General features: G+C 63.8%; 27 protein-coding genes and 1 pseudogene. 10 read left to right on the forward strand and 18 right to left on the reverse strand.

The genetic code is table 11. The features are described 5' to 3' along the window. Positions 1–20: 20 nt before the first annotated feature. On the reverse strand, positions 21–1187 hold the full coding sequence (glpR, locus tag H290_RS0123245; RefSeq protein WP_028463591.1) for a gephyrin-like molybdotransferase receptor GlpR: 1167 nt from the start codon (positions 1185–1187) through the stop codon (positions 21–23). A 250-nt stretch (positions 1188–1437) separates the two neighbouring features. Here glpR and H290_RS0123250 point away from each other — a divergent pair, with 250 nt between their 5' ends. Next, positions 1438–2028 (forward strand): dihydrofolate reductase family protein, encoded by a 591-nt coding sequence (locus H290_RS0123250; protein ID WP_020109248.1) that lies wholly within the window; start codon positions 1438–1440, stop codon positions 2026–2028. A 22-nt stretch (positions 2029–2050) separates the two neighbouring features. Here H290_RS0123250 and H290_RS0123255 read toward each other — a convergent pair whose 3' ends face one another. From H290_RS0123255 to H290_RS0123265, 3 genes are all read right to left on the reverse strand, one after another. Then, complete coding sequence (locus H290_RS0123255) at positions 2051–2653, reverse strand: GNAT family N-acetyltransferase (RefSeq protein ID WP_020109249.1); 603 nt, start codon at positions 2651–2653, stop codon at positions 2051–2053. Between the two features lie 61 nt (positions 2654–2714). Continuing rightward, a complete protein-coding gene (gene glp, locus H290_RS0123260; protein WP_020109250.1) occupies positions 2715–3980 on the reverse strand; it encodes a gephyrin-like molybdotransferase Glp in 1266 nt (421 codons plus the stop codon). Between the two features lie 145 nt (positions 3981–4125). After that, the gene (locus tag H290_RS0123265) at positions 4126–5073 is read right to left on the reverse strand and encodes a UTP--glucose-1-phosphate uridylyltransferase (RefSeq protein WP_231373814.1); all 948 of its coding nucleotides are present in this window, start codon (positions 5071–5073) and stop codon (positions 4126–4128) included. A gap of 79 nt (positions 5074–5152) precedes the next feature. Here H290_RS0123265 and H290_RS0123270 point away from each other — a divergent pair, with 79 nt between their 5' ends. From H290_RS0123270 to mscL, 4 genes are all read left to right on the forward strand, one after another. Further along, on the forward strand, positions 5153–5752 hold the full coding sequence (locus tag H290_RS0123270) for a 5-formyltetrahydrofolate cyclo-ligase (RefSeq protein WP_036519981.1): 600 nt from the start codon (positions 5153–5155) through the stop codon (positions 5750–5752). Positions 5753–5832: 80 nt separating this feature from the next. Further along, the gene (locus H290_RS30920) at positions 5833–6153 is read left to right on the forward strand and encodes an FmdB family zinc ribbon protein (RefSeq protein ID WP_081631695.1); all 321 of its coding nucleotides are present in this window, start codon (positions 5833–5835) and stop codon (positions 6151–6153) included. A 96-nt stretch (positions 6154–6249) separates the two neighbouring features. Continuing rightward, on the forward strand, positions 6250–6921 hold the full coding sequence (locus tag H290_RS0123280; protein WP_020109254.1) for an SAF domain-containing protein: 672 nt from the start codon (positions 6250–6252) through the stop codon (positions 6919–6921). A gap of 98 nt (positions 6922–7019) precedes the next feature. Further along, on the forward strand, positions 7020–7871 hold the full coding sequence (gene mscL / locus H290_RS0123285) for a large conductance mechanosensitive channel protein MscL (RefSeq protein WP_028463594.1): 852 nt from the start codon (positions 7020–7022) through the stop codon (positions 7869–7871). A gap of 231 nt (positions 7872–8102) precedes the next feature. Here the strand turns inward: mscL and H290_RS0123290 are convergent, their stop codons facing one another. The 11 genes and pseudogenes from H290_RS0123290 to H290_RS31835 form a co-directional block, all read right to left on the reverse strand. Then, the gene (locus H290_RS0123290) at positions 8103–8762 is read right to left on the reverse strand and encodes an MspA family porin (RefSeq protein WP_020109256.1); all 660 of its coding nucleotides are present in this window, start codon (positions 8760–8762) and stop codon (positions 8103–8105) included. Between the two features lie 79 nt (positions 8763–8841). Beyond that, positions 8842–9447 (reverse strand): MspA family porin, encoded by a 606-nt coding sequence (locus H290_RS0123295; RefSeq protein WP_020109257.1) that lies wholly within the window; start codon positions 9445–9447, stop codon positions 8842–8844. 551 nt (positions 9448–9998) lie between these two features. Then, the gene (locus H290_RS0123300; RefSeq protein ID WP_020109258.1) at positions 9999–10658 is read right to left on the reverse strand and encodes an MspA family porin; all 660 of its coding nucleotides are present in this window, start codon (positions 10656–10658) and stop codon (positions 9999–10001) included. Between the two features lie 76 nt (positions 10659–10734). Next, the gene (locus H290_RS0123305; protein WP_020109259.1) at positions 10735–11349 is read right to left on the reverse strand and encodes an MspA family porin; all 615 of its coding nucleotides are present in this window, start codon (positions 11347–11349) and stop codon (positions 10735–10737) included. A gap of 578 nt (positions 11350–11927) precedes the next feature. Then, positions 11928–12593, reverse strand: a complete 666-nt coding sequence (locus tag H290_RS0123315) for a molybdenum cofactor biosynthesis protein B (RefSeq protein ID WP_231373815.1) — start codon at positions 12591–12593, stop codon at positions 11928–11930. A gap of 58 nt (positions 12594–12651) precedes the next feature. After that, positions 12652–14178 carry a trypsin-like peptidase domain-containing protein gene (locus tag H290_RS29550; RefSeq protein ID WP_020109262.1) on the reverse strand — a complete coding sequence of 509 codons (1527 nt, stop codon included), beginning with the start codon at positions 14176–14178 and terminating at the stop codon, positions 12652–12654. Positions 14179–14394: 216 nt separating this feature from the next. Then, on the reverse strand, positions 14395–15861 hold the full coding sequence (locus H290_RS0123325; RefSeq protein WP_020109263.1) for a HAMP domain-containing sensor histidine kinase: 1467 nt from the start codon (positions 15859–15861) through the stop codon (positions 14395–14397). Between the two features lie 47 nt (positions 15862–15908). Beyond that, the gene (locus H290_RS0123330) at positions 15909–16595 is read right to left on the reverse strand and encodes a response regulator transcription factor (RefSeq protein ID WP_020109264.1); all 687 of its coding nucleotides are present in this window, start codon (positions 16593–16595) and stop codon (positions 15909–15911) included. Between the two features lie 69 nt (positions 16596–16664). Then, a complete protein-coding gene (locus tag H290_RS0123335) occupies positions 16665–17279 on the reverse strand; it encodes a trimeric intracellular cation channel family protein (RefSeq protein ID WP_020109265.1) in 615 nt (204 codons plus the stop codon). 91 nt (positions 17280–17370) lie between these two features. Further along, entirely contained in the window at positions 17371–17544 is a 174-nt protein-coding gene (rpmF, locus tag H290_RS0123340; protein ID WP_028463595.1) for a 50S ribosomal protein L32, read from the reverse strand. Between the two features lie 22 nt (positions 17545–17566). Further along, positions 17567–17739: pseudogene (locus tag H290_RS31835) on the reverse strand (50S ribosomal protein L31); the annotation flags it as partial. Positions 17740–17826: 87 nt separating this feature from the next. Here H290_RS31835 and H290_RS0123345 point away from each other — a divergent pair. The 4 genes from H290_RS0123345 to H290_RS29560 are packed head-to-tail and all read left to right on the forward strand — an operon-like array spanning position 17827 to position 20314. Further along, positions 17827–18291, forward strand: a complete 465-nt coding sequence (locus H290_RS0123345) for a hypothetical protein (protein WP_155977004.1) — start codon at positions 17827–17829, stop codon at positions 18289–18291. Continuing rightward, positions 18288–18653, forward strand: a complete 366-nt coding sequence (locus H290_RS29555) for a transcriptional regulator (protein WP_020109268.1) — start codon at positions 18288–18290, stop codon at positions 18651–18653. The genes H290_RS0123345 and H290_RS29555 overlap by 4 nt, the downstream gene beginning before the upstream one ends. 9 nt (positions 18654–18662) lie before the next feature. Beyond that, entirely contained in the window at positions 18663–19613 is a 951-nt protein-coding gene (locus H290_RS0123355; protein ID WP_020109269.1) for an AEC family transporter, read from the forward strand. A gap of 29 nt (positions 19614–19642) precedes the next feature. Further along, positions 19643–20314, forward strand: a complete 672-nt coding sequence (locus H290_RS29560; RefSeq protein ID WP_020109270.1) for a DUF1707 domain-containing protein — start codon at positions 19643–19645, stop codon at positions 20312–20314. Positions 20315–20639: 325 nt separating this feature from the next. Here the strand turns inward: H290_RS29560 and H290_RS0123365 are convergent, their stop codons facing one another. Both H290_RS0123365 and H290_RS0123370 read right to left on the reverse strand, forming a co-directional pair. Continuing rightward, positions 20640–22643, reverse strand: coding sequence for a VWA domain-containing protein (locus H290_RS0123365; protein WP_028463596.1), 2004 nt, complete (start codon positions 22641–22643; stop codon positions 20640–20642). A gap of 16 nt (positions 22644–22659) precedes the next feature. Further along, positions 22660–24075: a sigma 54-interacting transcriptional regulator gene (locus tag H290_RS0123370; RefSeq protein ID WP_028463597.1), complete on the reverse strand. Its 1416-nt coding sequence runs from the start codon at positions 24073–24075 to the stop codon at positions 22660–22662. Positions 24076–24205: 130 nt separating this feature from the next. On the opposite strand from H290_RS0123370, the gene H290_RS0123375 reads away from it, so the two are divergent. Beyond that, complete coding sequence (locus H290_RS0123375) at positions 24206–25456, forward strand: CaiB/BaiF CoA-transferase family protein (RefSeq protein ID WP_020109273.1); 1251 nt, start codon at positions 24206–24208, stop codon at positions 25454–25456. A gap of 91 nt (positions 25457–25547) precedes the next feature. Here the strand turns inward: H290_RS0123375 and H290_RS0123380 are convergent, their stop codons facing one another. Next, on the reverse strand, positions 25548–26276 hold the full coding sequence (locus H290_RS0123380; protein WP_028463599.1) for a sulfite exporter TauE/SafE family protein: 729 nt from the start codon (positions 26274–26276) through the stop codon (positions 25548–25550). Positions 26277–26309: the final 33 nt, after the last annotated feature.

The raw sequence follows: 26309 nt of genomic DNA on the forward strand, positions 1-26309 counted from the left end.
AACAGGTTAACACTGGCCGGTTATTGGCCCACAACCCGTCGGTAGGAATGTTCGCGATCGATGTCGTCGATGCGTGCAACGTGCTCGTAGCTGGGCAGATGATCGAAGATCGGGTCTTCGTCGTCGATCTCCAGAACGATCGCTCCGGGGCGGCGCAGGCGGGCCGGGATGTCGGCGCGGGGGTCGACTTCCGGATGCGCGCGACGCTCTTCTTCCTCACGGCGTGCACGGGCGAGACGACGCATCCGCTGCTGGAAGATCCGCTGCTCATTGCGTACTGCGCGGCGCAGGAAGAACATGTAGCCGACCAGTCCGACGACCAACACCGCAGTGGCGATCCACCCGACCGTACCGAGCAGGACGCCCGCTCCAACGCTGAGCAGTGCGAGCACACCCAGCAGGACCATCACACGCTGGCGGAACCGGTAGCGCTTGTCGCTGCGTTCGCGTTCGGCCTCGGGATCGAAGCCGCCACGACGGGTGCGTCGGGCCGAATTGTCTTCGACCACTTCCTCGTCGGCGTCGTCTTCGTCAGCATCGTCTTCGAGGTCGTCGTATTCGGCGTCATCCTCGTAGTCGTCGTCTTCGAGGTCGTCGTCGTACTCAGCATCTTCGAGTTCAGCATCTTCGGAGTCTTCGTCGAGTTCGTCTTCGCTCTCGGCGACGGCGTCGTCATCGTCTGATTCGGCGTCTTCGAGATCATCAGCGCCGTCGACAACGTCAACGTCTGCCTTGTCGTCCGCCTCTGCCTCGATGTCAGTGTCGCTGTCGCCCTCGACCTCGTCGGAGTCGTCATCAGCTGCGGAGTCTGCTTCGACTGCAACCTTTTTCATCACGGGAGTCTTGTCGGCCTCTGGTGCATCCGTCGTCTCGGCGTCCACGACATCAACGTCGTCGACCTCATCAACATCAACGTCGGCTTCCTTGACCGCCGTTGCGGTTCCACCGGTCACAACAACCTTGCGGTACTCGCGGACCGGCGGTTCCCACTCGGCGTCGTGTGGGTGCCGGCCAGAGGCCATGCGTCGTTTGGTCTTTGCAATGTTCCGTCCGCCACGGTGGAGCACACGCGTCGACAGCGCTGCGTCACTTGTCTTGCGCACGGTCGGTCGCGACTTCACGACCATCGGCACCAAAACAAAAAGCCAGATCGCCACCAGACACACCCACAACAGCGAATTCGGCATGGGCAGCTCCTTCCCTTCGGCAACCTCGCTCGACCGTTCAGCCGAGTGCGCGTTCGTCACTCCCGTAACAAGCGCTCCAAGCCAGGCTATTGCCAGAGCCCGCCCCAACAGCGCAGACGCGCCGACAAGTCGGCGATTTGTCGACCCGGACACACCGCGCACGGTCCACGCCACGCGCGACAATCGCCTCGTTCACCACCCCTTCACCCGCTACCCTCGGCAGCGACCGGACCAAACATAGGCGGAGCTGATGCGAAAACTTGTGTACTACATCGGAATTACGATCGATGGCTACATTGCCGGGCCCGCTGATGAGGTGGATTTCTACCCGATCTCCGACGACTACATGCAGTGGATGATGGACGAGTTCGGCGACGCTCTACCGGGTCATGTTCGTGCACAGGCCGGAATCGCTGATGCACCGCTGTCAAAGTTCGACAGCATCGTGATGGGTCGCCGGACCTACGAACCGGCGTTGGCCCAGGACATCACGAGTCCGTACCCACATCTCGACCAATACGTGGTGTCCCGGGAGCTAAGTGTCGATGATCCGGCGATCACGGTGATCCGAGACGATCCCGCCGCTGCTGTCGACAGGCTCAAACACGAGGACTCCGACCTCGACATCTACCTCGCCGGGGGCGGAAACCTCGCCGGCCAGCTGATTCCGCAGATAGACCTATTGGTGGTCAAGACCTATCCGGTGGTTGCCGGCAGCGGACGGCCCGCGTTCGACATGACTTTCAACCCCACTACGTTCACTCTCGAGGATGTCCTTACCTTCTCGGGCGGCAACCTTGTGTCCACGTACAGCCAGGAAACAACCAACTTTCTCGACTGACCCGACTCGCAGCCAACCGAACTCAGAACGTTGCCCGGCCCGCTCGCACAAGCCTTTCGACGGCGGTCCCGGAATTTTCTTCGACGGTCAATGCCAGGAGCAGGTGGTCACGCCACGCTCCGTTGACATCCATGTACCACTTGAGCAGCCCTTCGTCGCGGAACCCCACTTTGTGGAGCACCGACAACGACGCCGCGTTCTCGGGCTGGACTGTCGCTTCGAGCCGATGGAGGCCGACAGTGGAGAAGCAGTGGTCGACACCGAGAGCCAGTGCGCCGGTGGCCACTCCGCGACCGGTGACCGCGGAATCGACCCAGTAGCCGATCCACGCATTGCGCAGCGCACCCCGCTGGATGTTGCCGACGGTGAGTTGTCCGCAGTATTCGCCGTCGAGTTCGATGACCATCGGCAGCATGTTCCCCGCCTTGGCCTCGGCGCGGAGCACAGAGTGCAATCCGGGCCAGGCCGCGGGATTGTGCCGGGCCGACCACAATCCCGAACCGGTCGGTTCCCATGGCATCAGCGAGTTCTGGTTCTCGATCCGCAGTCGACTCCACGCGCGCGCATCACGCAACCGAACAGCCCGAACCGTGAGTGTGCCACCCTCGACACCGATCGGACCCAACTTCGCGGGCCACCCCCGCCGAGACGTATCCCCTCTGCTCCAGGCACGCACAGTTGCAGTCTTACCCGCGCTGCGCCAGGAACGCCACATCAACCTCGTCGCCGGGCCGCAACTCCACGTCCTCGGGTTCGATGATCACCAGACAGTTGGCCTCGGCCAAGCCGGCCAGCAGATGTGAGCCACCGTCAGGGGCTGAAATCACTTGTGCGAGATACTCGCCGGTCTGCTCGTCGCGCATCAACTGTCCGCGGAGATATCCCCGACGACCTTCGACCGACGTGATCGCACCGACGGTCCGCGCGCGCACCACTCGGCGCATCGGCTGGCGTTTGCCCATCGCGATCCGGATGAGCGGGCGCACCATCACCTCGAAGGCAACAAGGGCGCTGACCGGATTCGACGGCAACAAGAATGTCGGCACCTCATCACGGCCGAGCTGTCCGAAACCCTGAACGGACGCCGGGTACATCGCGATTCGGGTGATCTCGAGGTCACCGAGTTCGGCGAGCGCTTCCTTGATCGTTTCGGACGCAGCCCCGCCGACGGGACCGGTGATCACCACGATCTCGGACCGAATGAGTTGTCCTTCAACGATTTCGCGCAGCTGGGTCGGTTCTTTGTCGGCGATACCGACGCGGTTCACGTCGGCGCCGGCATCACGTGCGGCAGCTGCGATCGCATAACTGTTGACGTCATAGACCTGCCCGCCACCGGCAGTGCGATCGATGTCGACCAGCTCTCCACCGACCGAGATCACCGACAACCGCGGTCGCGGATGGACCAGGACCCGCTCGCATCCGACGGCAGCGAGCAAACCCACCTGGGCCGGGCCGATGATCGTCCCCGCGCGCACCGCGACATCACCGGGCTGCACATCGGCGCCCTCATGGCGGACGTACTGTCCGCTGCGCACTGCATGACCGACGCGCACCTTCGGCAGACCGCCATCGGTCCAGCGGCGCGGAACCACGGCGTCTGCCAGCGTCGGCAACGGGGCACCGGTTTCCACACGGACCGCCTGGCGGGGTTGCAGCCGGGTCGGAGTCCGCGAACCGGCCTTGAGTTCACCGACCACCGGAAGGACCACGATCACGTGATCCCCCGGTGACTCGGAATCGTCGCCGGCGATACTGCCCGCATCGGCGACATCGACACTGCGCACCGCGTAGCCGTCGATGGCCGACTGATCAAAACCGGGAAGCGGCCGGTCGGCCGTCACGTCCTCGGCACACAGCAAACCTTGGGATTCGGAGATCGCCACGCGTACCGGCCGAGGCGCCACCGCTGCAGCGGTCACCCGACTCAGCTGATCCTCCACCGAACGCACCGATAATCTCCTCTCCCCCGCGATCAGACCACGTAGCCCGGAATGGCACGGGAGTCTGCACACACGTCAGGCTTGACGTTAGCGGGTTTCGACGGCCGCGTCGGTTCACGGACCCGGCAGTTCGGGCACCTTGTGTCGAAAAGTCTCAGAAGCCGAGACGCTGAATCAGCCACTCCCGGAGTTCGGGACCATAGTCGTCGCGGTCGAGGGCAAGATCCACCGACGCCTTCAGGTAGCCACCCGGGTTACCGAGGTCGTGACGGGTTCCGCGATGCACCACCACGTGGACCGGATGACCCTCTTCGATCAGGAGTGCGATCGCGTCGGTGAGCTGCAGTTCGCCACCCGCACCCGGCTGGATGCGACGGAGCGCATCAAAGATCGCGCGGTCGAGGATGTACCGGCCGGCCGCCGCGTAGTTCGACGGCGCGTCTTCGGCCTTCGGCTTCTCGACCATGCCTTTGAGCTTCATGACGTTTGGGTTCGTGGCGTCTGGGAGTTCCTCGACGTCGAACACGCCGTACGCGCTGATCTTGTCGGTGGGGACCTCGATGGCACAGAGAACGGTGCCGCCACGCTTCGCGCGGGTCCGGGCCATCACTTCGAGCACGCCAGAGGGCATGACGAGGTCGTCGGGCAGTAGCACGGCCACCGCGTCCTCATCGTCGTCGAGCATTGCCTCGACGCAACCGACCGCGTGACCCAGTCCGAGTGGTTTGTCCTGAACCACCGATGCGACCTCCAGCAACGACGGTGCGTTGCGAACCTTCGCCAGCATGGTGTCCTTGCCGCGCGCCTCCAGCGTGTGTTCGAGAACGAGGTCCTCGACGAAGTGTGCCACGACCCCGTCTTTGCCGGGCGAGGTGATAATCAGCAATCGTTCGGCTCCGGCGGCCTTTGCTTCTTCTGCCACCAACTCGATACCCGGTGTATCAACAACGGGGAGGAGCTCTTTCGGGACTGTTTTGGTCGCGGGGAGAAAACGTGTTCCCAAACCGGCAGCGGGGACAATTGCAGTCCTCGGAATAGGGGGTGTTCCGGGTACCGACTCGTATTCGACCTCGTCGGTCGGCTTCATCTGCGCTTCAATCATTTTCCACCCTACGTTGCTCCACTACGGCATCCACAGATAAACCTATCGGCAGACCGCTTCCCACGAGAGGCTTGTACCCATCAAAAATAAGAAGTACACCTTGCGACAACACCTGCAAGGCGTGCGCGAAGGTATGTCACCGCAGGTCAGAGCCGCCACGAACGCCACCTTTGTGACGTGGATTACCCGTCTGGGAGTCGCCGGCCAACCGGAGATCGGGCCAGAGGCCACGATTGCTGCCTACGTCCCGATCGGTACCGAGCCCGGTTCGGTCGCGATGCTCGACGCCCTGCGTGATCAGCGACATCGGGTGCTGCTGCCGATCGTCGGCCCCGGAGATCCGTCTCCACTGAGCTGGGCGGGTTACGACGGTCCCGAGTCACTCACCGTCGGCCGCTTCGGCCTGCTCGAACCCGCCGGAGCCCCCCAACCGGGCAGTGTGATCAATTCCGCCGATCTGATCTTGGTCCCCGCCCTCGCCGTCGATCGAAGTGGAAACCGGCTCGGTCGCGGTGCGGGCTATTACGACCGTTCGCTCCAGTCAATCGATACAAAACGCCTGGTGGCAGTTGTCTATGACCATGAGGTCCTCGACGAGATTCCCGGGGACGCCCTGGACGTGCCGATGGGCTGGAGCCTGACGCCGTCCGGGGGTTTCCACCGCCTGGGAACAACCTGACCTTGGCACTCGTTAACGTAGAGTGCCAACTTCGCTGTAGAATCCACAACGTTCTCGGCTAAACACTTCGGAGGTCCTCGGTGCCCACTTATTCGTATGCCTGTACACAGTGCGACAACCGCTTCGACATCGTGCAGTCGTTCAGCGACAACTCGCTGACGGAGTGCCCGCAATGTGCCGGTAAGCTGCGGAAACTGTTCAACAGTGTCGGGATCGTCTTCAAGGGCAGCGGCTTCTATCGCAACGACAGCCGGTCGACATCGACCAGCAGCGAACCGAGCTCCAGCAGCGACTCCTCGACCAAGAAGGAATCGACCTCGACGTCATCGTCGAGCGACTCGAGCAGCAGCTCGTCGAGTAGTTCCTCGACCTCGAGCACCCCGGCCGCAGCAGCTTCCTGACGGACGTTTGTCCACAGTTACAAGGCCTGCCCACATCCCGGCCGCGCGAGCGGCCGGTCAGCGGATCTCGTCGCCCCGTTGACTTAGCGTTCGGCCATGCCCGACCGCAATCCACTCAGCCCCACCGCTGTCGACCGCTTGAGACATGCGCTTCGCCCCGGCTGGACCCGGTCCCTACTGGTCCGGCGGGCATGCGCGGTGGCTCTTCTCGTCGTTGCCGTGGTCGCCGCCCTGACCGCTCACCGAGATGACGAACTGCAATCGGTTGTTGTCGCCGCCCGCGAACTGGCACCCGGAGTCCGTCTGACCTCCGACGATCTCGACTTTCGCACCGTAGATGCGACCGCGATTCCCACGGGCGCGATCACCGACCCCGCACAACTGGTCGAACAAACGGTCACCGGACCGGTCCATCCGGGTGAGATGTTCACCGACACCCGAATCTTGTCGAGCCGCCTGCCCGCCGCACTCTTGGGCCGCGACGATGCGCGGCTGGTCCCGGTCACCCTGTCCGATTCATCCGTGGTGGATCTGCTCCGCGAAGGAGACGTCGTGGACGTCCTCAGTATCAATGAAGCGGACAGCGACGACGCATCTTCCTCACCATCGGTTTTGGCGAAGAACGCGGTGGTAGCGCTGGTTTATGCGCCCAGCAGCACACGATCTGGCCGAGACGCCCGACCGGTGATCTTGGCCATGCCCGAGCACGATGCGCACCGCGTCGCGGGCGCGACACTCGCCGCGCCGATCACCGTGGTCTTTCACTGAATGCGCATGTTCCATCCACCATCGAAGTCGATAGATGGTTAAGATCGAAAAATGTCCCAAAGCATACGCGCGATTTCCCAGATGGGATGGACCACAACATGTTAAAGGGTTTCAAAGACTTCCTCATGCGAGGAAATGTCGTCGACCTGGCCGTTGCCGTCGTCGTCGGTGCAGCATTCACCGCGATCGTGACTGCATTCTCCTCGAACATCATTGAACCTCTGATCAATTCACTCGGAGGCACCGATGCGGCCGAGGGTCTCGGATTCACCATCAAGGATGGCAATCCCGAAACATTCGTGGATATCGGTGGATTGATCACCGCGATCATCAATTTTCTGATCATCGCTTCGATCGTCTACTTCGTCATCGTCATGCCCTACGAAAAGCTCAAGGCGTACGCCGCCCGAGACGGCGACGATGCAATCGCCTTGTCCGAATCCGAATTGCTCACCGAGATCCGCGACATTCTGCAAGGCAAGGATCCGGTCGAGGAAAAGGCGAAGATCGCCGCTGCCAAGAGCGAGCACTCCGACAAGGACGAAGCCTTCATCGAGCGGGCGAACGAGGAACCGACGTCCGCTGGAGTCGCAGGCCTCGGCGTGTCCGCGGCAGGCACCCAGAAGTTCTCCGCCCAACCTGAGCAGTCCGGTCCCCCGCCGTCGTACGCGCAAGGTCCCCCGCCCGGCTATCAGCCACCCGCGGGCCCACCGCCACGACAGAATGATCCGCTGAGCGGCCCCCTGCCAGGCTCCCAGCAGCCGGCAGGTCCTCCTCCCGGCTACAACCCGAACCAGCCCCCGCAGCGTCCGGGACCGCCCCAGTACGGGCCACCCGACTACGGCCCTGCGGGACCCGGTTACCGACCCGACCCACTGACCGGACCTCCTCCGGGCTACCGACCGCCGCCCGAACGCTCCGACGACGGCCCCGGACGCCACAGCCAGTAGTCCGAGCACCGACCTAAACAAACACCGACCGCACAGTCCCACTGTGCGGTCGGTGTTTGTGTTCGTCCCCCGAAATTACCCGTCCCCGTTCGTAATTCGACGCGGCATTCGAGAGTGCAAGAGCGGCAATTCACGTCGCTTCGCCCGATCGTATGGCTGGAACAGCAAAAGCCGGGACACCTTGCGGCGTCCCGGCTTTTGTTGTTGTTCAGTTCTTGCGAAGGCGTGCTATCAGCCGATGCTGAACGGCTTGCCGTAGAGCGTGACGATGCCGGTGGTCGACTCGGTCTCGACGGTTACCTTGACATACGCCTTGGCTTCAGCGAAGCCGGCGCAGCCGTGCACAGCGAAGGTTTCCTGGCTGTAGGCCAGACCACCGGTGGCGCCCTCGAAATCGAAGCCGGAGTTGTCACCGCTGTCATCGCTGAAGAAAGCGACGTAGGTTGCCTCACCGGGAGACAGCTCGAAGCCACCGGAGACTCCTGGGGTACCCCCGTCCGCCCAAGGAATACCTTCAGCAGGATCAGTGGAAGGACTTACACTCACGCCAGCGCCCGCGCCGGCGTTTGCGCCGAAGTTGAGCTGGCAACCAACGATGTAGCCGGCCTCGATGCTGCCGCCTTCGGCACCGCCGGAGATGTTGACGGCGATCTTGCCGTCGAGCCACACGTTGCGGCTGGTCGGGATGGCCGACATCGCCGGGTTGATGTCAACGCTCTCCCCGAACAGGCTGACGGTCACCGTGGTGCCATCGTCGAGGGTCTGGACGGTCTTGCCACCTGGGAGTGCGCCGGCGGCAGCAGCACCGGTTCCCATGGAGGCGAGCGCCACAGCGGACACACCGGCGATACCGGCGGCCGCCGCGAGACGGCGCGAGGTTGTGTTCTTCATGATTCCCCTTACGGAAATATCAATCTGCTTGCGGCAGATAAAAGTGTTTCAAGACTTGGGCGGGATGATCTGCGGACGATCAGTTCAGGCTGAAGGGCTGGCCATAAAGAGTCGACTTCACAACGAAGTCACCGGTGGTGACCACGGTCGAGTAGGCACGTGCCTGGGCGTAGCCGCCGCACTGCTGCACGTCGATGCCTTGGCTCTGATACTGGATCGACGCGTCGTTCCCGTCGAAGTCCTTGCTGCCGAGTGACACGAACACAGCTTCACCAGGGCTCAACGGGACCGAGATGGATCCGGACAGACCTGCCGTACCCGAGAGGATGTCCAGGCTGCCGCCCAGTCCGCCCGAGAATCCGGTGATATCGATCTGGCAACCGACGATGTAGCCGGTGGTCAGCGTGCCCGCCGAGCCGCCCGAGTAGACCTTGACCTTGCCGTTGACCTCCGCGGCGCGACCGGCACCGTTGTTGGCCAGCGACGGAACCGGGTACGCGCTCTCGCCGGTGCGCTCGATCTTGACCACGGTGCCATCGATACCTTCGGTGACCTTGCTGCCCGAAGCCAGCGGCCCTGCGGCAGCGTTACCGGCTCCCATGCTGGCCAGACCGATGGCGGCAACCGCGGTAATGGCTCCAGCGCCGACAACGCGGCGTAGACCGAACATGCTGAACTTGCTCATTCGTTCCCTCTCACAGGATTGCTGTGTGATCCAAACTCAACCAAATCGTGAGCCTGAAGTGACCTGATGGCTGGTCAGAATCCTGCAACGGGTTCGTTAACGGGCGACAATCCCGATGTTTCCCAGATGTTAAAGTGCGTTCCAAATCTTGAGTTTCCAACGAAAACCCTCGGGGCACCGTCGACGTCGAAAGATGTACAAGATGCTGTGCTGATCGTGGAGCCTTTTCGTATCGCCGGCTGACCACCTGGCCTGAGGTGGCCGACGTCGTCGATGCTCAGAACGAGGGTCGCGGGAGATTGGCGAGTTGGCAGGGCAACCGGCTGGCTGCGTCGCCGGCTTTCGGTCTGCGCACGAGGTCGCCGCGGGTGGTGAAGTGTATATCGATTCCGGTTTGGGAAGCAGCAACCGCCAGACCCTTAGCGATGTGAGTTGCCGACCCCTGGTGGCGCTGGCGTTCACGTCGGGTCGCATAGCTGAAACAGCAAAAGCCGGGACACCTTGCGGCATCCCGGCTTTTGTTGTTGTTCAGTTATTGCGAAGGCGTGCTATCAGCCGATGCTGAACGGCGCGCCCCACAGGGTCACGATGCCCGTGGTCGACTTGGTCTTGACGGTCACCTTCACATAGGCCTTGGCCTCTGCGAAGCCGGCGCAGCCGTAGACAGCAAATGTTTCCTGGTTGTAGGCCAGACCACCGGTTGCACCCTTGAATTCGAAGCCGGCGTTCTTGCCTTTGTCATCGCTGAAGAACGCGACGGTCGTTGCCTGACCGGGACCCAGCGTGAAGCCACCTGTGCTGGTGGGGACTCCAGTCCCCGACGGAATAACCGCTATCGGAGGATCAGCAGCTGGATTTACCGTCGCGCCACCGCTTGCGCCTGCAGTAGCCCCGAAGTTGAGCTGGCAACCGACGACGTATCCGGATTCGATCTTGCCGCCTTTGGCGCCCCCGTCGATGTTGACGGCGATCTTGCCATCGAGCCAAACGTTGCGGCTGGCCGGGGTGGCGGCCATCGACGGGGTGATGGTGGAGCTCTCATCGAACAGACGGACGGTCACCTTGGTGCCGTCGTCGAGGGTCTGGGTGGTCGTGCCACCGGGGAGCGCGCCGGCGGCAGCAGCACCGGTTCCCATGGCGGCGAGCGCCACAGCGGACACACCGGCGAGTCCGGCGGCCGCCGCGAGACGGCGCGAGGTTGTGTTCTTCATGATTCCCCTTACGGAAATATCAATCTGCTTGCGGCAGATAAAAGTGTTACAAGACTTAGGCGGAATGATCTGCCGACTAGGAGTTGAGGCTGAACGGCTGGCCGTAGAGGGTCGACTTGATGACGTAGTCACCCGTGGTGGTCACCGTCGAGTACGCCCGCGCCTGGGCGTAGCCGCCACACTGCTGCACGTCGATGCCCACGCTCTGGTACTGGATCGACGCATCGTTACCGGCGAAAGCCTGGCTGCCCAGCGACACGAAGACGGCTTGACCGGGCTTCAGCGGAAACGTGAACGACCCGGACAGTCCGCCCGTCGGCGCCCCAGCCAACAAGTTCACGATATTGAGGCTGCCGCCGAGGGTGCCCGAAAGGCCCGTGATGTCGATCTGGCAACCGACGATGTAGCCGGTGGTCAGCGTGCCGGATGTACCACCCGAGTAGACCTTGACCTTGCCATTGACCTCGGCAGCGCGGCCGGCACCATTGTTGGCGACCGACTGAACCGGGTACGCACTCTCGCCGGTGCGCTCGATCTTGACCACCTTGCCATCGACGCCCGAGGTGACTTTGCTGCCGTCGGCCAGCGGCCCTGCGGCAGCGTTTCCGGCTCCCATGCTGGCCAGGCCGATGGCGGCAACCGCGGTAATGGCTCCAGCCCCGACAACGCGGCGCATGCTGAACTTGCTCATTCGTTCCCTCTCACAGGATTGCTGTGTAATCCAAACTCAACCAAATCGTGAGCCTGAAGTGACCTGACGATTGGTCGGAATCACCCGCTGGAAGTTTACGGGCGCAAAGCCCGATATTTCCCAGAAGTTAAATCCGCTCGCACGTTTCAGTCCTTCCACGAACACCCTCGGGGGCAGCTCGCGGGACACTTCCAGCCCCCGCACTGGTACTGGACGTATCGAGCCGAACGTTAGTGTGCTGGTCGAACGCAAGCAACAGTTAGCAGCAGCCGTGTCACAAAAGCGAAGATCCGCTGCAGGGCAGCGGATCTTCGTCATCTTGAATGATGTTCAGTTAACAGTTGGGAAACATGCTGGACCTGGCTGTGACGGAAACGCAATTCACTCGTGATGTGGCGGTCGATTGGCGAGAAACCATTCGTCTGACTGCATATCAACACTTGTGTGACCTTCGTCACGTTGGCGTAACGGTCGCTCATCGCGGGTGGTTTCGGGCAGGTCATCGCCGAAAATCCGGTCCAGTTCCTCGCGCGATATCTTTCGCTTGCCTACCGATTTCTCCACCATGACAATCGAACTCAGAAGTTGGTGATCGAGGCGATGAGATGTTTTGCCATCGGGGTGATGGTGGCCATTCCATCGCGTACCGCGGCCCGCGAATTGGCGAGGTTCACAACAATCGTCTGACCTGAGATTCCGGCCAGACCACGCGACAGACCCGCATCCATTGCGCCGGCCGCCAAGCCCGAACTGCGCAAGGCCTCTTCGATACCCGGCAGTTTGCGGTCGAGGAGATCTGCGGTCGCCTCCGGCGCAACATCTCGTCCCCCGACACCCACGGCGCCAACAGAAATCACCAGGTCGACACCACCGATCACGGCGGTGTTGAGCGCGGTACGGATCTCGACCTCGTCGGATTCCACAGCGACTACCGCGTCGACGTGAAAACCCGCCTCCTCGAGCAGCTCACTCACCAGCGGCCCGATCAGAGTTTGATCCTCGCCGTGCGCGGCTCGATCGTCGACGATGACAACCAGCGCTCGTCCCAGATCCTCGTCGGCCAAGTTCAACGACCTCATCCGAATTCCTTCCGCCTCGATCTCGCCCGCCTGGGCGGCAAGTCGTGCGGCCGCGGCATCTGCCGCAACCACATCGGCCTCACCGATTCCCAGCTCGGAGATGTCACTATCTCCGAGATGAACTCTATCGGTCGGAATGACCGACACTGCTTGCAGCCGTCCCACTACTGCAGTGTCCGTCAGTTTCAGATCATTGATTGCCGGGTCTGGGATTTTCACGTTGCTATCTGCCTCCGGTATTCAGGGTGTCAAGGGTGACCTCGACTGTCTTGCTCTGTCCGTTCACCTCATAAGTGACCTTGACCTTGTCGCCAGGTGCGTGCGACCGAACTGCCGCGATCAGCGCATCGCCCGAGGCGATCACCCGATCGTTGACCTTGGTGACCAGTGCCCCGTTGGGGATACCGGCATCGGCCGCCGCGCCACCCGGCTGGACCTCGCTGATCAGCGCACCCGGTTCGTCAGCAGCTGGTGCACCCGAACGGACGGACACACCCAGGCCCGCCTGGGTGGCCTTGCCTGTCTGCTCGAGTTCATTCGCGATTCGCATCGCCTGATTCACCGGAATCGCGAACCCGAGGCCGATGCTGCCGCCGGTCTCGCCCTCCGAAAGGCTGGCGATGGCCGAGTTGATACCGATCAGGGCACCGTTCGCGTTCACCAGTGCACCGCCCGAGTTACCGGGGTTGATGGCCGCGTCGGTCTGGATCGCGTCCATCACCGACGCCTGCCCGCTCTCTTCGCCCTGCGTCGACACCGGACGGTTGAGCGCGCTGATGATGCCCGTGGTCACCGTGCCATCGAGTCCCAGCGGGGCGCCGATCGCGATCACTTCCTGGCCGACAGCCAGATTGTCAGAAGTACCGATCTGAATCGGGGTGAGTCCGGTCTTGTCGACCTTGATCACTGCGATGTCAGAGATCGGGTCGGCCCCGACGATCGTCGCGTCGGCGGTGCTGCCGTCACTGAAAACCACGATCACCTGGGGATTGGAGCCGGCGCCTGCGACCACGTGGTTGTTGGTCATGATCGTGCCGTCTTCGGTGAGCACCACGCCGGAACCCGAGCCCGATGCCTGACTACCGATGACCTGGATGGTCACCACCGACGGGAGCACCTTCTGTGCGACCGCCTGAGTGGAACCCGCGGGAGCCGACACCGGTTGCGAGGTGTCGCGGTCGCCGCCGAGAACGTCGCTGCTGCTGGATGTACCGGACGCGTTGTCCGAAATATTCGCGCCCACAACACCGCCCACACCACCGGCGACGAGGGCCACCGCCACTGCGGCGGCGGCGAGGCCGGCCTTGAATCCACCCGATCGTCCGGCAGGTTTCGATGCGGGCACCGATCCCGTCGCGGGGTACGACTGCGGGCCGGTCGCGAAAGACGCGCCAGGAGCAGCGAATTGGCTTGTCGGGTTGCTTCCGGTAGCGGTTGCTCCATACCCGGCATACGGCGCCTGCTGCCCATAAGGCGCGGGCTGCGAGTACGAATTCGGCTGCGCACCATACGGATTGCTTCCCTGACCGGCCGGCCGGCCGTATGCGGCGGGCCCGAGGTTGGTGGTCGGCTCACCCGATGTGGGCTGCTGCGCCGACCGGGGATCGAACGACGTGGTCGGGTTGTACGGATTGTCACCACCCGGCGCCCGTCCCGCCGGTCCGGTGGGACCACCGAAGTCCCGTTGATTCGAGAATCCTTCACCCTCAGGGGTGTTGGATCCGCGTTCGTTCTCGTTGTTGCCGACCATGTTCTCCGCTTGCTTTCTGCCAGGCGCACCGATGCGCTCCGATGCCGACCAACCCGGCACTGCTACATACCCTGCTACGTCGGCCTGAGATGTGGCTGAGACAGCGCTGTAGGTTGCCCATCAATTGTCACACTGGTTTCCGAAATGACGGGCGCAGATCAATCGCTCGAATGACGGTAGCGACGAACACCGGTGCGGGAACTGCGACGCGGGGTATTACTGCTGAACGACGCGCGGTGCGATCTCGGCGGCGGTCGGCAACCCGGGCAGGCTGATCGTCAGCAGAGCGCCACCCGCGTCGGACTGACCGGCGACCACCGTTCCACCGTGTCGAACGACCACCTGACGGACGATCGCGAGTCCGAGTCCGGAGCCGGGCATCGACCGGGCCGCGGTCGACCGGTAGAAGCGTTCGAAGATCAGCTCCCGGTCTTCCGGAGGGATACCCGGACCGGCATCGGCGACGGTCAGCTCAGCCCGCCGGGGCTCGACCTGTGTCAGCTTCACCACCACCGGGCATCCGGGCGGGCTCCACTTGGCCGCATTGTCGAGAACGTTGAGGACCGCGCGCGATAGTCCGGCGCTCTCACCGAACACAAACCAGGGACTGACCTGGACGGAGAAGTCCACATCGGTGCGGCGACGGCGGACCCGTTCCAGTGAGCGGTCGATGACCTCGGACAGGTCGATCTCCTCGTGGACCACTTCAGGCGCGTCTTCCCGCGCCAGGTCGACGAGATCGCCTACCAACGTGGAGAGCTCCTCGATCTGCGCCATCAGATCGGCGCGCAGCTCGGCCATGTCCGAGGCCGGAACCGCGCGGGCCCCCGGCTCCGACGACGCGATCATCAACTCGAGGTTGGTCCGCAGCGACGTCAAGGGCGTCCGCAATTCGTGGCCGGCGTCGGCGACCAGTCGGGACTGCCGGTCTCGTGATTCGGCCAGCGCCCGCAGCATTAGGTTGAAACTCTCGGTGAGCCTTGCCAACTCGTCATTGCCGACCACCGGAATCGGGGTCAGGTCATCGGTTCTCGCCACCCGTTCGGCGGCTCTGGTCAAACGCGCCACCGGCCGCAAACCCGCTCTGGCAACGGTTGTTCCGGCCACCGCCGCCAGGATGATGCCGCAGCCGCCGATCACCCCCAGCACCCAGGCCAGCCGCCCGAGCACTTCGTCGGTATCACCGAGACTCTGCGAGATGATCAGGGTGTTGCCGTCCACCAGCTTGCGCGCCAGCACCCGCTGGTTGTGCGCGGTCCGCAGCGACGACTCGGCTTTGCCGTCGACCACCTCTTGTTCGGGGTCGCCGTACGGCACACTTCCGATCTGGAAACCCCGTCCGCCGGGCATCACCAACGCCACCGACATGTCCGTGGAGTACACGGTGCCGGCCACCAGCGACTCGGGTGAATCGTCGAGCACACCGATGCGGGCCAACTCGGTCATCCCGTTGGCCCGGTTGGTCAGCTGAGAGTCGACATCGGCGTACATGGCCCGGTACACCACGGCAAAAGCGGCGGCGGCCATGACGGCCACCGCGATGCCGACAACGGTGGCGGCCAGGATGGTGATGCGCCAGCGCAGAGAGATGGTGCGGGTCAGCGGCATCGGCTTGCGCATCTGCCGGGGCAGTTCGTTGTCGGGGACCAGGTTGGTCGGACGTTGCGGCGTGATCGACTCCATCTGAGTCGAATGCCGGTGATAGAAACTCACGGTGCACAGCTCACGATCTACGGCGGGGTCTCCCGCAGGACGTAACCAACGCCCCGCACGGTGTGGATGAGTCGAATCTCGCCCTCGGCCTCGGTCTTCCGACGCAGATAGCCCACATAGACCTCGAGGGCGTTACCCGAGGTGGGAAAGTCGTAGCCCCACACCTCTTCCAGGATGCGGCTGCGGGTCAGGACGCGGCGCGGGTTGGCCATCAGCATCTCCAGAAGCGCAAACTCTGTGCGCGTCAGGCTGATCGACCGTTCACCACGGGTGACGTCCCGAGTAACCGGATCCATCGTGAGGTCCTCAAAGGTCATCGCCTCGGAGTCCGGCAGGGGTTCGGTTGCGGCGCGGCGCATCAACGCCCGCATCCGCGCCAGAAGTTCTTCGAGAGCAAACGGCTTGGGTAGATAGTCATCGGCGCCGGCGTCGAGACCGGCCACGCGCTCGGACACCGAGTCGCGTGCGGTGAGGACCAGGATCGGCAGATCATCACCGGTGCTGCGGAGTCGACGGCAAACTTCCAGGCCGTCCAGCCGCGGCATCATGACGTCGAGCACCACCGCGTCGGGCCGCTCGCTGGTGATTTTTTCCAGAGCTTCGACACCGTCTCCAGCAGTGATCACCGTGTACCCGTTGAACGTCAGGGACCGGCGCAGAGATTCGCGAACGGCGCGATCGTCGTCCACAACAAGAATGCGCATGACAACAGTCTTACGTGACCTGCTGAGAGAGCGCTGAGTAATCGACCGGCGCGCCCGGAGTTAATCAGGTCAGGATCGACGTTGCGGGGCCATCGGCAGGTGCCACTTGAACTGCAGGCTCGCAATCCGCAACAAGGTCGCCGCCGCCGCACCGCTGACCAACCCGGTCCACTGCGGCCAGCCGAGACCGTCGACGATCACCACCGCGATCGCGCCGCACATCGCCGGCACCGCGTACAGGTCGGTCGGGCGCAATAGCATCGGGACCTCGCGGGCAAGGACGTCGCGCAGGACACCACCCCCGACCGCCATGGTGATTCCGATCAAGACCGCGGCCATCGCGCTCGCGTCGTGCTCGAGGGCGAGCAACGCCCCCGACACCGCGAACACGCCCATACCGATAGCGTCGAGGACCATGATCGCCGGGAACAACTTCTTGAACGCCGGGTGAAAGAAGAAGGTGAGCAGCCCGGAGATCAAGGCGATGGTCAGATTCGGCCAATTCTGCACCGAGGAGGGCGGCGTGATGTCGAGAAGGAGGTCGCAGATCACGCCACCACCGACACCGGTGGCCGCACCCATCGACAGGATCCCGAAGAGGTCGAAGTCTTTGCGAATACCGACCAGCGCGCCCGAACAGGCGAACACCGCGATACCCGCGTAGGTCAACACATCCTGCAGCACCGCTGATCACCTCCACCGATCGTTCTCCGGACACAACAAAAGACTGACCGTCCTGCGACGGCCAGCCTCAGTGTTGAGCCTTACGGGCTAGTCAGCGACGATCGAGATCGACGAGACCCAGCTTCACTGCCTTGACCAGGCGACGGGGCACGCGATGAGCGACGCCACCAACCTTGATCTCCTGCAGTGCCGGGTTTTCGGCCTTCCACTGCGAGCGGCGGCTACGAGTATTCGACCGCGACATCCGGCGCTTCGGTACAGCCATGATTCAGCCCTTCATTCTTCGTTTACGTATCGGGGTTTGTGCGTGTCCGTGTGCCGTACCGGCTCTCGAACTTCTGCACTCGTCCTGCGGTGACGCGTACCCGTTGCGAACGGGACGTGACATCGACAACCTCTAGAGGGTACCGGTTACCCCCTCCCAATCCAAAGTGGCGTCTGAAGTCAGCGTCGAACCGGTCGGTGAACTGCGCCGATCGCCGTACAGCGGATGCCTTCGCAGACCCTTTACTTGCAGAAGTGGAAAGTGGTCCATAAGCTTTCCATCATGGAAAGCGATGAGACGCGGGAGCTCCTCCGAATCGCCGATCAGGCCGAGGCCGCTCCGTATGTCGACTATCCACCGACGCCGTGGTGGTACTACCCCGCTGTCGGCGGATGGGCGGCGGCAATGGTCGGCAACTTCGCCTGGTTGCACGAACAGAAGGCCGTCTTCTTCGGGATCCTGGCCACCCTGATTGTTGCGGAGGTCGTGTTCATCACGTGGATGAGCAGGCGGCATGGCGCATTGCCCATGCCGGGCCAGGGAACTCCGCCCGCGGAGATCCGGGTGGAGTGGAATCGCTACTTCGTGTCGTTGCCGATCGTCGCCGGACTCATCGCACTCGCGTGGTGGATAGTCGGTATCGCAGTGGCCGCCGCAGTCACCTTTGTGGCAGTCACGGGCGGGCTGATGATCTACGAACGCCGCTACGCCCGCGCGGCTGCAGCGGTACGGGCACGGCTCGCATGATCGATGGTCTGGATCCGCTGATCCATGCTCCAAAACGTCTTGCCGCCATGGCAATTCTCGCCAACAGCACCACGGCGTCGTTCAAGTTCTTGAAAGAGCATCTGAACCTGCAGGATTCGGACCTGTCGAAGCAGATGTCAGCGCTCGAGTCGGCTGGATACCTCACAGCATCCAAGGCAGGCCACGGCCGCGGTGGCAGTACCACCTTCCGGATCACCGCGGCCGGCAAACGCGCCTACGGGGCGCATCGATCAGCGCTCCAGGCCCTGCTCGACGGCGCCCCCGAACCCGATGATGTGGCCTTGTTGCGACGAAAAGCCCAGGTGGACCCCACCAAAACGGCACATCATCGGGGTATCTAGACTTCTCTGGTGTCAGGCGTCATCCAGGGGTTCACGGTCATCTTCATCGTGATCGCCGTCGGATTCGTCCTCGGACGCACCGACTTGCTCGGACCCGGCGCAACGATGGTGCTGTCGCGACTGGTGTTTTTCGTCTGCACACCCGCCCTGTTGTTCTCATCCTTGGCCAAAGCCGATATCGCCGACGTGTTCTCGACCACACTGGTCGTCGCGGGCGGTAGCGCACTCATCGTCGGTGGCCTGTACTTCACCATCGCGCGACTGCTGCTGCGGCGCGCGGTTCCGGAGGCGACCATCGGGGCGCTCTCGTCGTCGTACGTCAACTCCGCCAACCTCGGTATCCCGATCGCCATCTTCGTGCTCGACGACGCGTCATTTGTGGCACCGCTGTTGCTGTTTCAGATCATGGTGTACTCGCCGCTGGCGTTGACAACGCTGGACCTCACGGCACTCGATCGCCTCGACGAGGACGGCAACAAGCGCCGGATTTCTTTGCGCGACACCATCATCGCACCGCTCACCAATCCGATCGTTCTCGGTGGCGTGGCCGGACTCGCGATCGCCGTCAGCGGCATCACTCCCCCGCAGGCCCTGATGGAACCGTTCGACATGCTGGGCAATGCGTCTGTACCCGGTGCGCTCCTGGTTTTCGGACTGTCCCTGACCGGTGTCGCGGTGTTGCGGAAGGGCGAAAGTCCACGCCGCGATGTCGCCCTGGCCACCGTGCTCAAGATGGTCGTGCAGCCGGTCATCGTCTACGTCATGGCGCGGTTTGCCTTTGGTGCCGAGGGACACGAACTGTTCGCCCTGGTTGTCATCGCCGCGTTGCCGACCGCCCAAAGCGTGCTCGTCTACGCCACCCGCTATCAACGAGGTGTTGTTCTGGCCCGCGATTCCGCATTGGTGACGACAATTCTCGCGGTTCCGGGCATCGCCTTCATCGCCCTATTGCTGGCTTGAGTGGGTCGCAGCCCACTACCGTGAGTCGGGTGAGCGATCAGACCCCTACCGGCGACTCCGAATCCACCCCCGAGACCAATCTCAGCAAAGTGCGTGCCGGCGACCTCGATCGCCGACTGGCGATCGACATTCTGTCGCTGGCGATGACCCAGGGACACCTGAGCCAGGCCGAATACGACGAACGCGCCGAAAAGGCGATGGCGGCGAGGACCTTCGGCGAACTCGACGCCCTCACCGACGATCTACCGACCCCTACGTCAAAGCCGCAGTCGGCGCCGGCCACGCCCGCTTCACCGGCCTCTGACGTCGACCCAGACGTGAACGTGATCCTCAATCGGATTGCCGTCATGAGTGGCTCCGAGCTCAAAGGCCGGTCGGCGGTCGGCGAGCATCTCTACGCTCTTGCCCTCATGGGCGGAGTCGAGATCGACCTTCGAAATGCCATCTTCACGTCGTCCTCGCTGACCATCCGCGCGACCGCCATCATGGGCGGGATAGAAATCGTGGTGCCCGAGAACGCCACCGTCCAGGTCAACGGCATCGGGTTCATGGGCGGGTTCGGCAGCGAAGCCGACACCGTTGGCCCCGGAGTTCCGGGCGCACCGACGATCACCGTGACCGGCTTGGCATTCTGGGGCGGCGTCCGGGTGGCCCGGCGCCCATCGCAGGACCCGACCCCGCCGTCACTCAAGAAGAACTGACTCCACCGTCGAGCGGGCCTTCGTTACCGCCCAGCGGGCCCTCGTTACCGCCCAGCGGGCCCTCGTTACCGCCGAGCGGGCCGTCATTACCGCCGAGCGGGCCCAAATCGCCGTCGAGTGTGCCGAAATCGCCGCACGGATATCGTTGTCGGCCCACTCAATTGACATAAGGGCCCAGTCGACGGGGTTATGGGCACGCTCGACGGTCGGTTGAGCACGCTCGACGGTCGGTTGAGCACGCTCGACGGTCGGTTGAGCACGCTCGACGGTCGGTTGAGCACGCTCGACGGTCGGTTGAGCACGCTCGAGGGTCGGTTGGGCCCGGTCAGCGATGGCTACGGCGGCGTTTGCCGCCGAGGTAGTCGCCCACCACAGCAGCACCGAGACCGTCGAGGTCCGGTGCCACCACCCGTCCGCCGACCCGTCGTGCCATCTGATCGACGAAGTGAACCAGCCCGGGATCGTCGCCGAGCCGGAAGAAGCTGACCTGGGCACCGAGCCGTCCGACGTTGTCGAGTTCGCGCACCGTCGCTCCGAGAGTGGCCGGATGCGGCGGATAGTAGAAGAACGGTTCACCGCCGGGCAGCAGATGCGCGGTGGGTTCGCCGTCGGTGACGATCAAGACGACCGGCTGAGCATTGGGGTGCTTCCGAAAGTGCCGCTGCGCCAACAGGAGCGCGTGATGCAGGTTGGTCCCCTGCTGACGCATGCCGTCCAGGCCGATGAGTTCACTCATCTCCAGGGTGCGGGCGTAGTGACCGAACGAGATCAGCTGCAATTCGTCGCTGCGGAATCGGGTGGAGATCAGATGATTGAGCGCCATCGCGGTCCGCTTCATCGGCGTCCAGCGATTCTCGAGCCACATCGAGAACGACGTGTCGACCAGCAACGCGACCGCGGCCTGGCTGCGGGCCTCGGTTTCGGCCACCTCGACGTCGCGGAAGTCGATCCGCACACCGTCCCTGATCATCGCATTGCCGGCGTGCCGCTTGTCCCGATCCTCGGTCATGGTGCGCAGCACCGCATTCGACACCGTGCGCGTGACATCCCAGGGTTCGGTGTCGCCGAACTCCCATTCCCGCGACGAACCGATCGGTTCTCCGGCGGAACCGGAGCGACGGGTCTGACGATCGCCACGGCGCCCCGAGAGTTGCTCTGCCACATCCCGGAAGATCGATTGCCCCAGCTGCCGCATCGCCTTGGGTGACAGCTTCAGCTGACCATCACTGCCCCGTTCGAGGAGTCCGTCCTCCTTCAGCGCGCGTTCGAGTTCGGCCAGCGTCCGGGCATCGACCGCAACGTCGTCGCCGAGCTGACGGGCCAACGCGTCGAGATCGACGTCGTCGAGCTGTGCACCCGAATACTGTTGCGCCAGTTGCTCCGACAGCGACTCGAGCTCGGCGAGATCCTGGAGGGCACCGGCGCCTTCGCCCATACCCATCCCTTGCTGACCCTCGAAATCCTGACCCTGATCCCAGCCCATACCCGGGCGGGCCTGCCGCAGTTGCGAATCCATCTGCGAGAGCTGACCCATCAGGTCCGGTGATCCGAACGCCTGCTGCGCCAACTGGTCGAGCTCGGCCCGCTGCTCCGGCGACAACGAGTTGTAAAACTGTTGAGCCGCTGCGCTGCGGGCCGCCAGCGAGTCGATCAACTCATCGGTGTTCTGGGGATTCTCGGGGAAGAAGTCGCCGTGTTTGTCCATGAACTCACCGAACTGTTCGGTGGTGTCCTCGCCGCGGTTGTGCGCCGCGAGAAGCTCGTTCAGGTCTTTGAGCATGTCGGTGATGCGCTGACGGTCTTCCTCGGTCGCCCCTTCAAGGGCTTCCTTCATCCCCGCGAACCGCTGATCGAGCAGCTCTCGCCCGAGCAGATCCTTGATCTGGTCGTACTTCTCCTGGGCCTGCGGACTGCGCCAGTTGTACTCCGAGAGATCCTGCACCGCCTGCGCCGTCGACGGCGGGAGATTCTGGATCTGCATCTCGGCGAACCGCGCGTCGTCGTCGAGGTCGCGGGCGAGTTGCTTGCGTTCGTCGAGCACCGCCTCGTCGAGCAGCTTGCGGATCTCGTCGAAGGTCCCGTTCAGGTTGCGGGACTTGAGAATCTGCTCACGACGCTTGTTGACCATCTCCCGCAGTTCATCGAGTCCCCGCATGTTCTGGTTGCCCCGACGCAGGTACTCCCGCATCGCCGACTGCGGCGATCCACCGGCCATCACGTCGTCGCCGATGGCGTCGAGCGCATCCCGCAAGTCAACCGGTGGCGCCAACGGGTCGGGACCACCGGTGTACCTCAAATAGCGAGAGCGGTGAAAATTATTGCGGGGCATGTGAGTTTCTCTCGGTTCAGCCGTACACGGTCTGGCCGGTTTCGTCGGCTTCTTTGCCGATCCGCCGGGCCAGGAACAAGCCTTCGAGCGCCAACTCGAGGGCACTGGCACGTTCTCCGGGATCGACGACCTCGAGCCGCTCGGCGATCTTGTTCACCACCGGTTCGGTGCCCTCGGGCATCGACGTCAGCAGGTCGCTGGCCGAGACCCGGTCACCGGTCACCACTGGTTCGCTGGCCTCGAGTGCGGTGACCAGTGTCGCCAGGTCGACACCCCCGAGGTGCTCACGCACGGTATCGGCGGTCGCCTTACGCAGCAGATGCTCGAGAATCTCGATCTCGCGGCCTTCTTCGCCCGACTCGAACTCGACCTTGCCGCGCAGCACCTCGATCACCGACGACAGGTCGACCACGCGCGCCACGGCGAGGTCTTCACCGAGCACCGCAGCGCGGTGCAGGGCGGCGGCGGCAACGGTTTCGGCACCGGCGATGGCAAAACGGGCCGAGACACCGGAGCGCTGGTCGATCGCCGGATTGTCGCGGACGTACCGGGTGAACCGCGCGATGATCTCGATGAGGAAGGTCGGGACGGTGGCGGTCAGGTCGGCTTCCTGCTCGATCACCGCGATCTCGTCCTCGAGCTCGATCGGATAGTGGGTCCGGATCTCGGCACCGAACCGGTCCTTGAGCGGCGAGATGATCCGGCCGCGGTTGGTGTAGTCCTCGGGGTTGGCGCTGGCCATCAACACGACATCGAGCGGCAGCCGGAGGCTGTAACCGCGGACCTGGATGTCGCGCTCCTCCATCACGTTGAGCATGGCGACCTGGATGCGCTCGGCGAGGTCGGGCAGCTCGTTGATCGCGATGATGCCGCGGTGCGCCCGCGGGATGAGCCCGAAGTGGATGGTCTCCGGATCGCCCAGACTCCGGCCCTCCGCAACCTTCATCGGGTCGACGTCGCCCACCAGGTCACCCACCGAGGTGTCAGGGGTGGCGAGCTTCTCCGCGTAACGCTCACTGCGGTGACGCCAGGAGATCGGCAGGTCGTCCAGCAGGTTGGAGGCCTTGCGGATCGACGCCGGCGTGATCGGCTCGAACGGATGCTCGTCGAGTTCCGAACCCTCGATGACCGGGGTCCATTCGTCGAGCAGCCCGACGATGGTCCGCAGCAGGCGGGTCTTCCCCTGCCCACGTTCGCCCAGCATCACCACGTCATGCCCGGCGAGCAACGCCCGCTCGAGATGCGGGATCACCGTGGTCTCGAAACCCAGGATTCCGGGCCACGGGTCGACGCCCGACCGCAACGCGGTCAGCAGGTTGTTACGGATCTCGTCCTTCACGCTTCGCTGCACATGACCCGAGGCACGCAGTTCGCCAAGGGTGCGTGGAGAGGGGTGTGGGGAGCGGGTTGTCGTGGTGTGGGGTGTGCTCACCTCTTCTACGCTACGAGGCCCGGCCGCGAAGCGCACTTGTTACGCCCTCAGATGAACTCCTGGCACCACTTGTGAGCCCATCGAGCAGCCCACTGACAACCCGTCGACGGTGATTCGACAAACTGAGAAGATGACGCGCACGAACGCACCCGCAGGCTCCGCAGAACCCGAAGACTCGGTGCCGACGGGTGCACTCGACGGAATCCGGGTACTCGAACTCGGTTCGCTGATCGCCGGGCCTTTCGGTGCCCGTCTGCTCGGCGACCTCGGGGCCGACGTGATCAAGATCGAGGCGCCGAACTCGCCCGACCCGCTGCGCGGTTGGGGCCAGGCCGAGCGCGACGGACACCACTTCCTGTGGACCGTCTACGCCCGCAACAAACGAGCGATCACGCTGAACCTGCGCAGCGAACGTGGCCGCGAAATATTTCTCGAGTTGGTCGAGCAGGCCGACATGATCGTCGAGAACTTCCGTCCCGGCACCCTCGAAAAACTGAACATCGGCTACGACGTACTCCGCGAACGCAATCGGGGCATCATCCTCGTCCGGGTCTCGGGGTACGGCCAGACCGGACCCGAGGCCGGGCGCGCCGGATACGCGTCGGTCGCCGAGGCCGAGAGCGGTCTGCGGCATCTCAACGGCTACCCCGATCAGCCGCCCCCACGCATCGCCCTGTCCCTCGGCGACACCCTCGCCGGGATGTTCGCCGTCCATGGCGCGCTCGCGGCGCTCTACCGGCGGACCGTCACCGGTGAGGGTCAGATCGTCGACGTGGCGTTGAACGAGGCCTGCCTGGCCGTCCAGGAATCAACCATCCCCGACTACGACCAGGGCGGTGTGATCCGAGGACCGTCGGGGACCCGCCTCGCGGGCATCGCGCCGTCGAACATCTACCCCACCGGCGACGGCAGCATGGTTGTCATCGGAGCGAATCAGGACACGGTCTTCCGCCGCCTCTGCGCGGCGATGGGACAGCCGGAACTGGCCACCGATCCCCGTTTCGTCGACCACGGCGCCCGCGGCACGAATCAGGACGAGATCGACGAGATCATCGCCCAGTGGACCTCGCAGCAGTCCCGCGCTCACCTCATCGAGCTGCTCACCGACGCCGGAGTGGTTGTCGGGCCGATCAACACCGTGGCCGAGGTCGTCGTCGATCCGCAGCTGCTGGCCCGCGACATGATCACCCCGCACTTCGACGAACGCATCGGCGAGGACGTCCTCGGACCGGGCATCGTCCCCAAACTCGTGGGCACTCCGGGCCGGATCCGCAATGCGGGCCCATCGGTCCCGGGCCGTCACAACACCGAGGTCTTGAGCGAACTCCTGCACCTCGACGACACCGAGATCGCCGCCCTCAAAACCGACGGCGTCCTCTGACCCCTCCGTCGAGCGGGCCGAACCGACCGTTGATCGTGCCCAACCGACCGTCGACCGTGCTCAAGAAACCGTCGAGCGGGCCGAAAACCGTTCAGCGGTAGGCCAGCCAGATCGCCAGCCCGAAACCGGCGAATGCGATGGCAATCCGCAGCGGCGTCGCCGGAAGCTTGGCCACCACTGGTGGTCCGATCCAGCCGCCGGCCAGGCATCCCACACCCATCGCGGCTGCTGCCACCCAGTCGATGGACCCGAAGATCACAAACACCACGGCGGCAACGGCATTCGACGCCGCCAGCAACAACGACTTGAACAGGGTTGCCTGCCACATCGTTTGACTGGTGGCGATCAGCGAGACCGCCAGAAAGATGATCCCGGCACCGGCGCCGAAATAGCCGCCGTAGATCGCGATCACAAAAACCGCAAGCGGCAACACACCTGGGATGTCGCGATGCCCGGACATCCGGCGGATCAACGGCTGGCACAACACCGCGAGGGCGGCAAAGGCCACCAGGTACGGGACCACCGCCTCGAACGTGCTCGCCGACGTCAACAGCAGGATCACCGCGCCGAGCAGTCCACCGGCACCGGCAGCCCCGAGCAGTCCGAACAGCTTACGGTCGAAGGTCAGGGACGCCCGGGCCGACGTCGCGCTCCCGATGCCCACCGGGATCAGCGCCACGGTGTTGGTGACGTTGGCGGTGATGGGCGGGAGTCCGGCCAACAGCAGAGCCGGATAGCTGACGAGTGAAGCGAGTCCGGTCACGTAACCCACCACGCCGGCGAAGAAACCGGCGGCCACCAAGAACGCCAGTTCTGCCACCCGCGGACGGTACCGCACCGCCCCCGATTCACC

Source organism: Nocardia sp. 348MFTsu5.1 (genome assembly GCF_000383535.1).
Taxonomy (GTDB): domain Bacteria; phylum Actinomycetota; class Actinomycetes; order Mycobacteriales; family Mycobacteriaceae; genus Williamsia; species Williamsia faeni.

Coding starts and splice junctions, on each gene's coding strand:
- glpR (WP_028463591.1), bottom strand. CDS start 1,187: ATGCCGAATTCGCTGTTGTGGGTGTGTCTGGTGGCGATCTGGCTTTTT.
- H290_RS0123250 (WP_020109248.1), top strand. CDS start 1,438: ATGCGAAAACTTGTGTACTACATCGGAATTACGATCGATGGCTACATT.
- H290_RS0123265 (WP_231373814.1), bottom strand. CDS start 5,073: ATGATTGAAGCGCAGATGAAGCCGACCGACGAGGTCGAATACGAGTCG.
- H290_RS0123280 (WP_020109254.1), top strand. CDS start 6,250: ATGCCCGACCGCAATCCACTCAGCCCCACCGCTGTCGACCGCTTGAGA.
- mscL (WP_028463594.1), top strand. CDS start 7,020: ATGTTAAAGGGTTTCAAAGACTTCCTCATGCGAGGAAATGTCGTCGAC.
- H290_RS0123290 (WP_020109256.1), bottom strand. CDS start 8,762: ATGAAGAACACAACCTCGCGCCGTCTCGCGGCGGCCGCCGGTATCGCC.
- H290_RS0123295 (WP_020109257.1), bottom strand. CDS start 9,447: ATGAGCAAGTTCAGCATGTTCGGTCTACGCCGCGTTGTCGGCGCTGGA.
- H290_RS0123300 (WP_020109258.1), bottom strand. CDS start 10,658: ATGAAGAACACAACCTCGCGCCGTCTCGCGGCGGCCGCCGGACTCGCC.
- H290_RS0123305 (WP_020109259.1), bottom strand. CDS start 11,349: ATGAGCAAGTTCAGCATGCGCCGCGTTGTCGGGGCTGGAGCCATTACC.
- H290_RS29550 (WP_020109262.1), bottom strand. CDS start 14,178: ATGGTCGGCAACAACGAGAACGAACGCGGATCCAACACCCCTGAGGGT.
- H290_RS0123325 (WP_020109263.1), bottom strand. CDS start 15,861: ATGGAGTCGATCACGCCGCAACGTCCGACCAACCTGGTCCCCGACAAC.
- H290_RS0123330 (WP_020109264.1), bottom strand. CDS start 16,595: ATGCGCATTCTTGTTGTGGACGACGATCGCGCCGTTCGCGAATCTCTG.
- rpmF (WP_028463595.1), bottom strand. CDS start 17,544: ATGGCTGTACCGAAGCGCCGGATGTCGCGGTCGAATACTCGTAGCCGC.
- H290_RS0123345 (WP_155977004.1), top strand. CDS start 17,827: ATGGAAAGCGATGAGACGCGGGAGCTCCTCCGAATCGCCGATCAGGCC.
- H290_RS29555 (WP_020109268.1), top strand. CDS start 18,288: ATGATCGATGGTCTGGATCCGCTGATCCATGCTCCAAAACGTCTTGCC.
- H290_RS0123365 (WP_028463596.1), bottom strand. CDS start 22,643: ATGCCCCGCAATAATTTTCACCGCTCTCGCTATTTGAGGTACACCGGT.
- H290_RS0123375 (WP_020109273.1), top strand. CDS start 24,206: ATGACGCGCACGAACGCACCCGCAGGCTCCGCAGAACCCGAAGACTCG.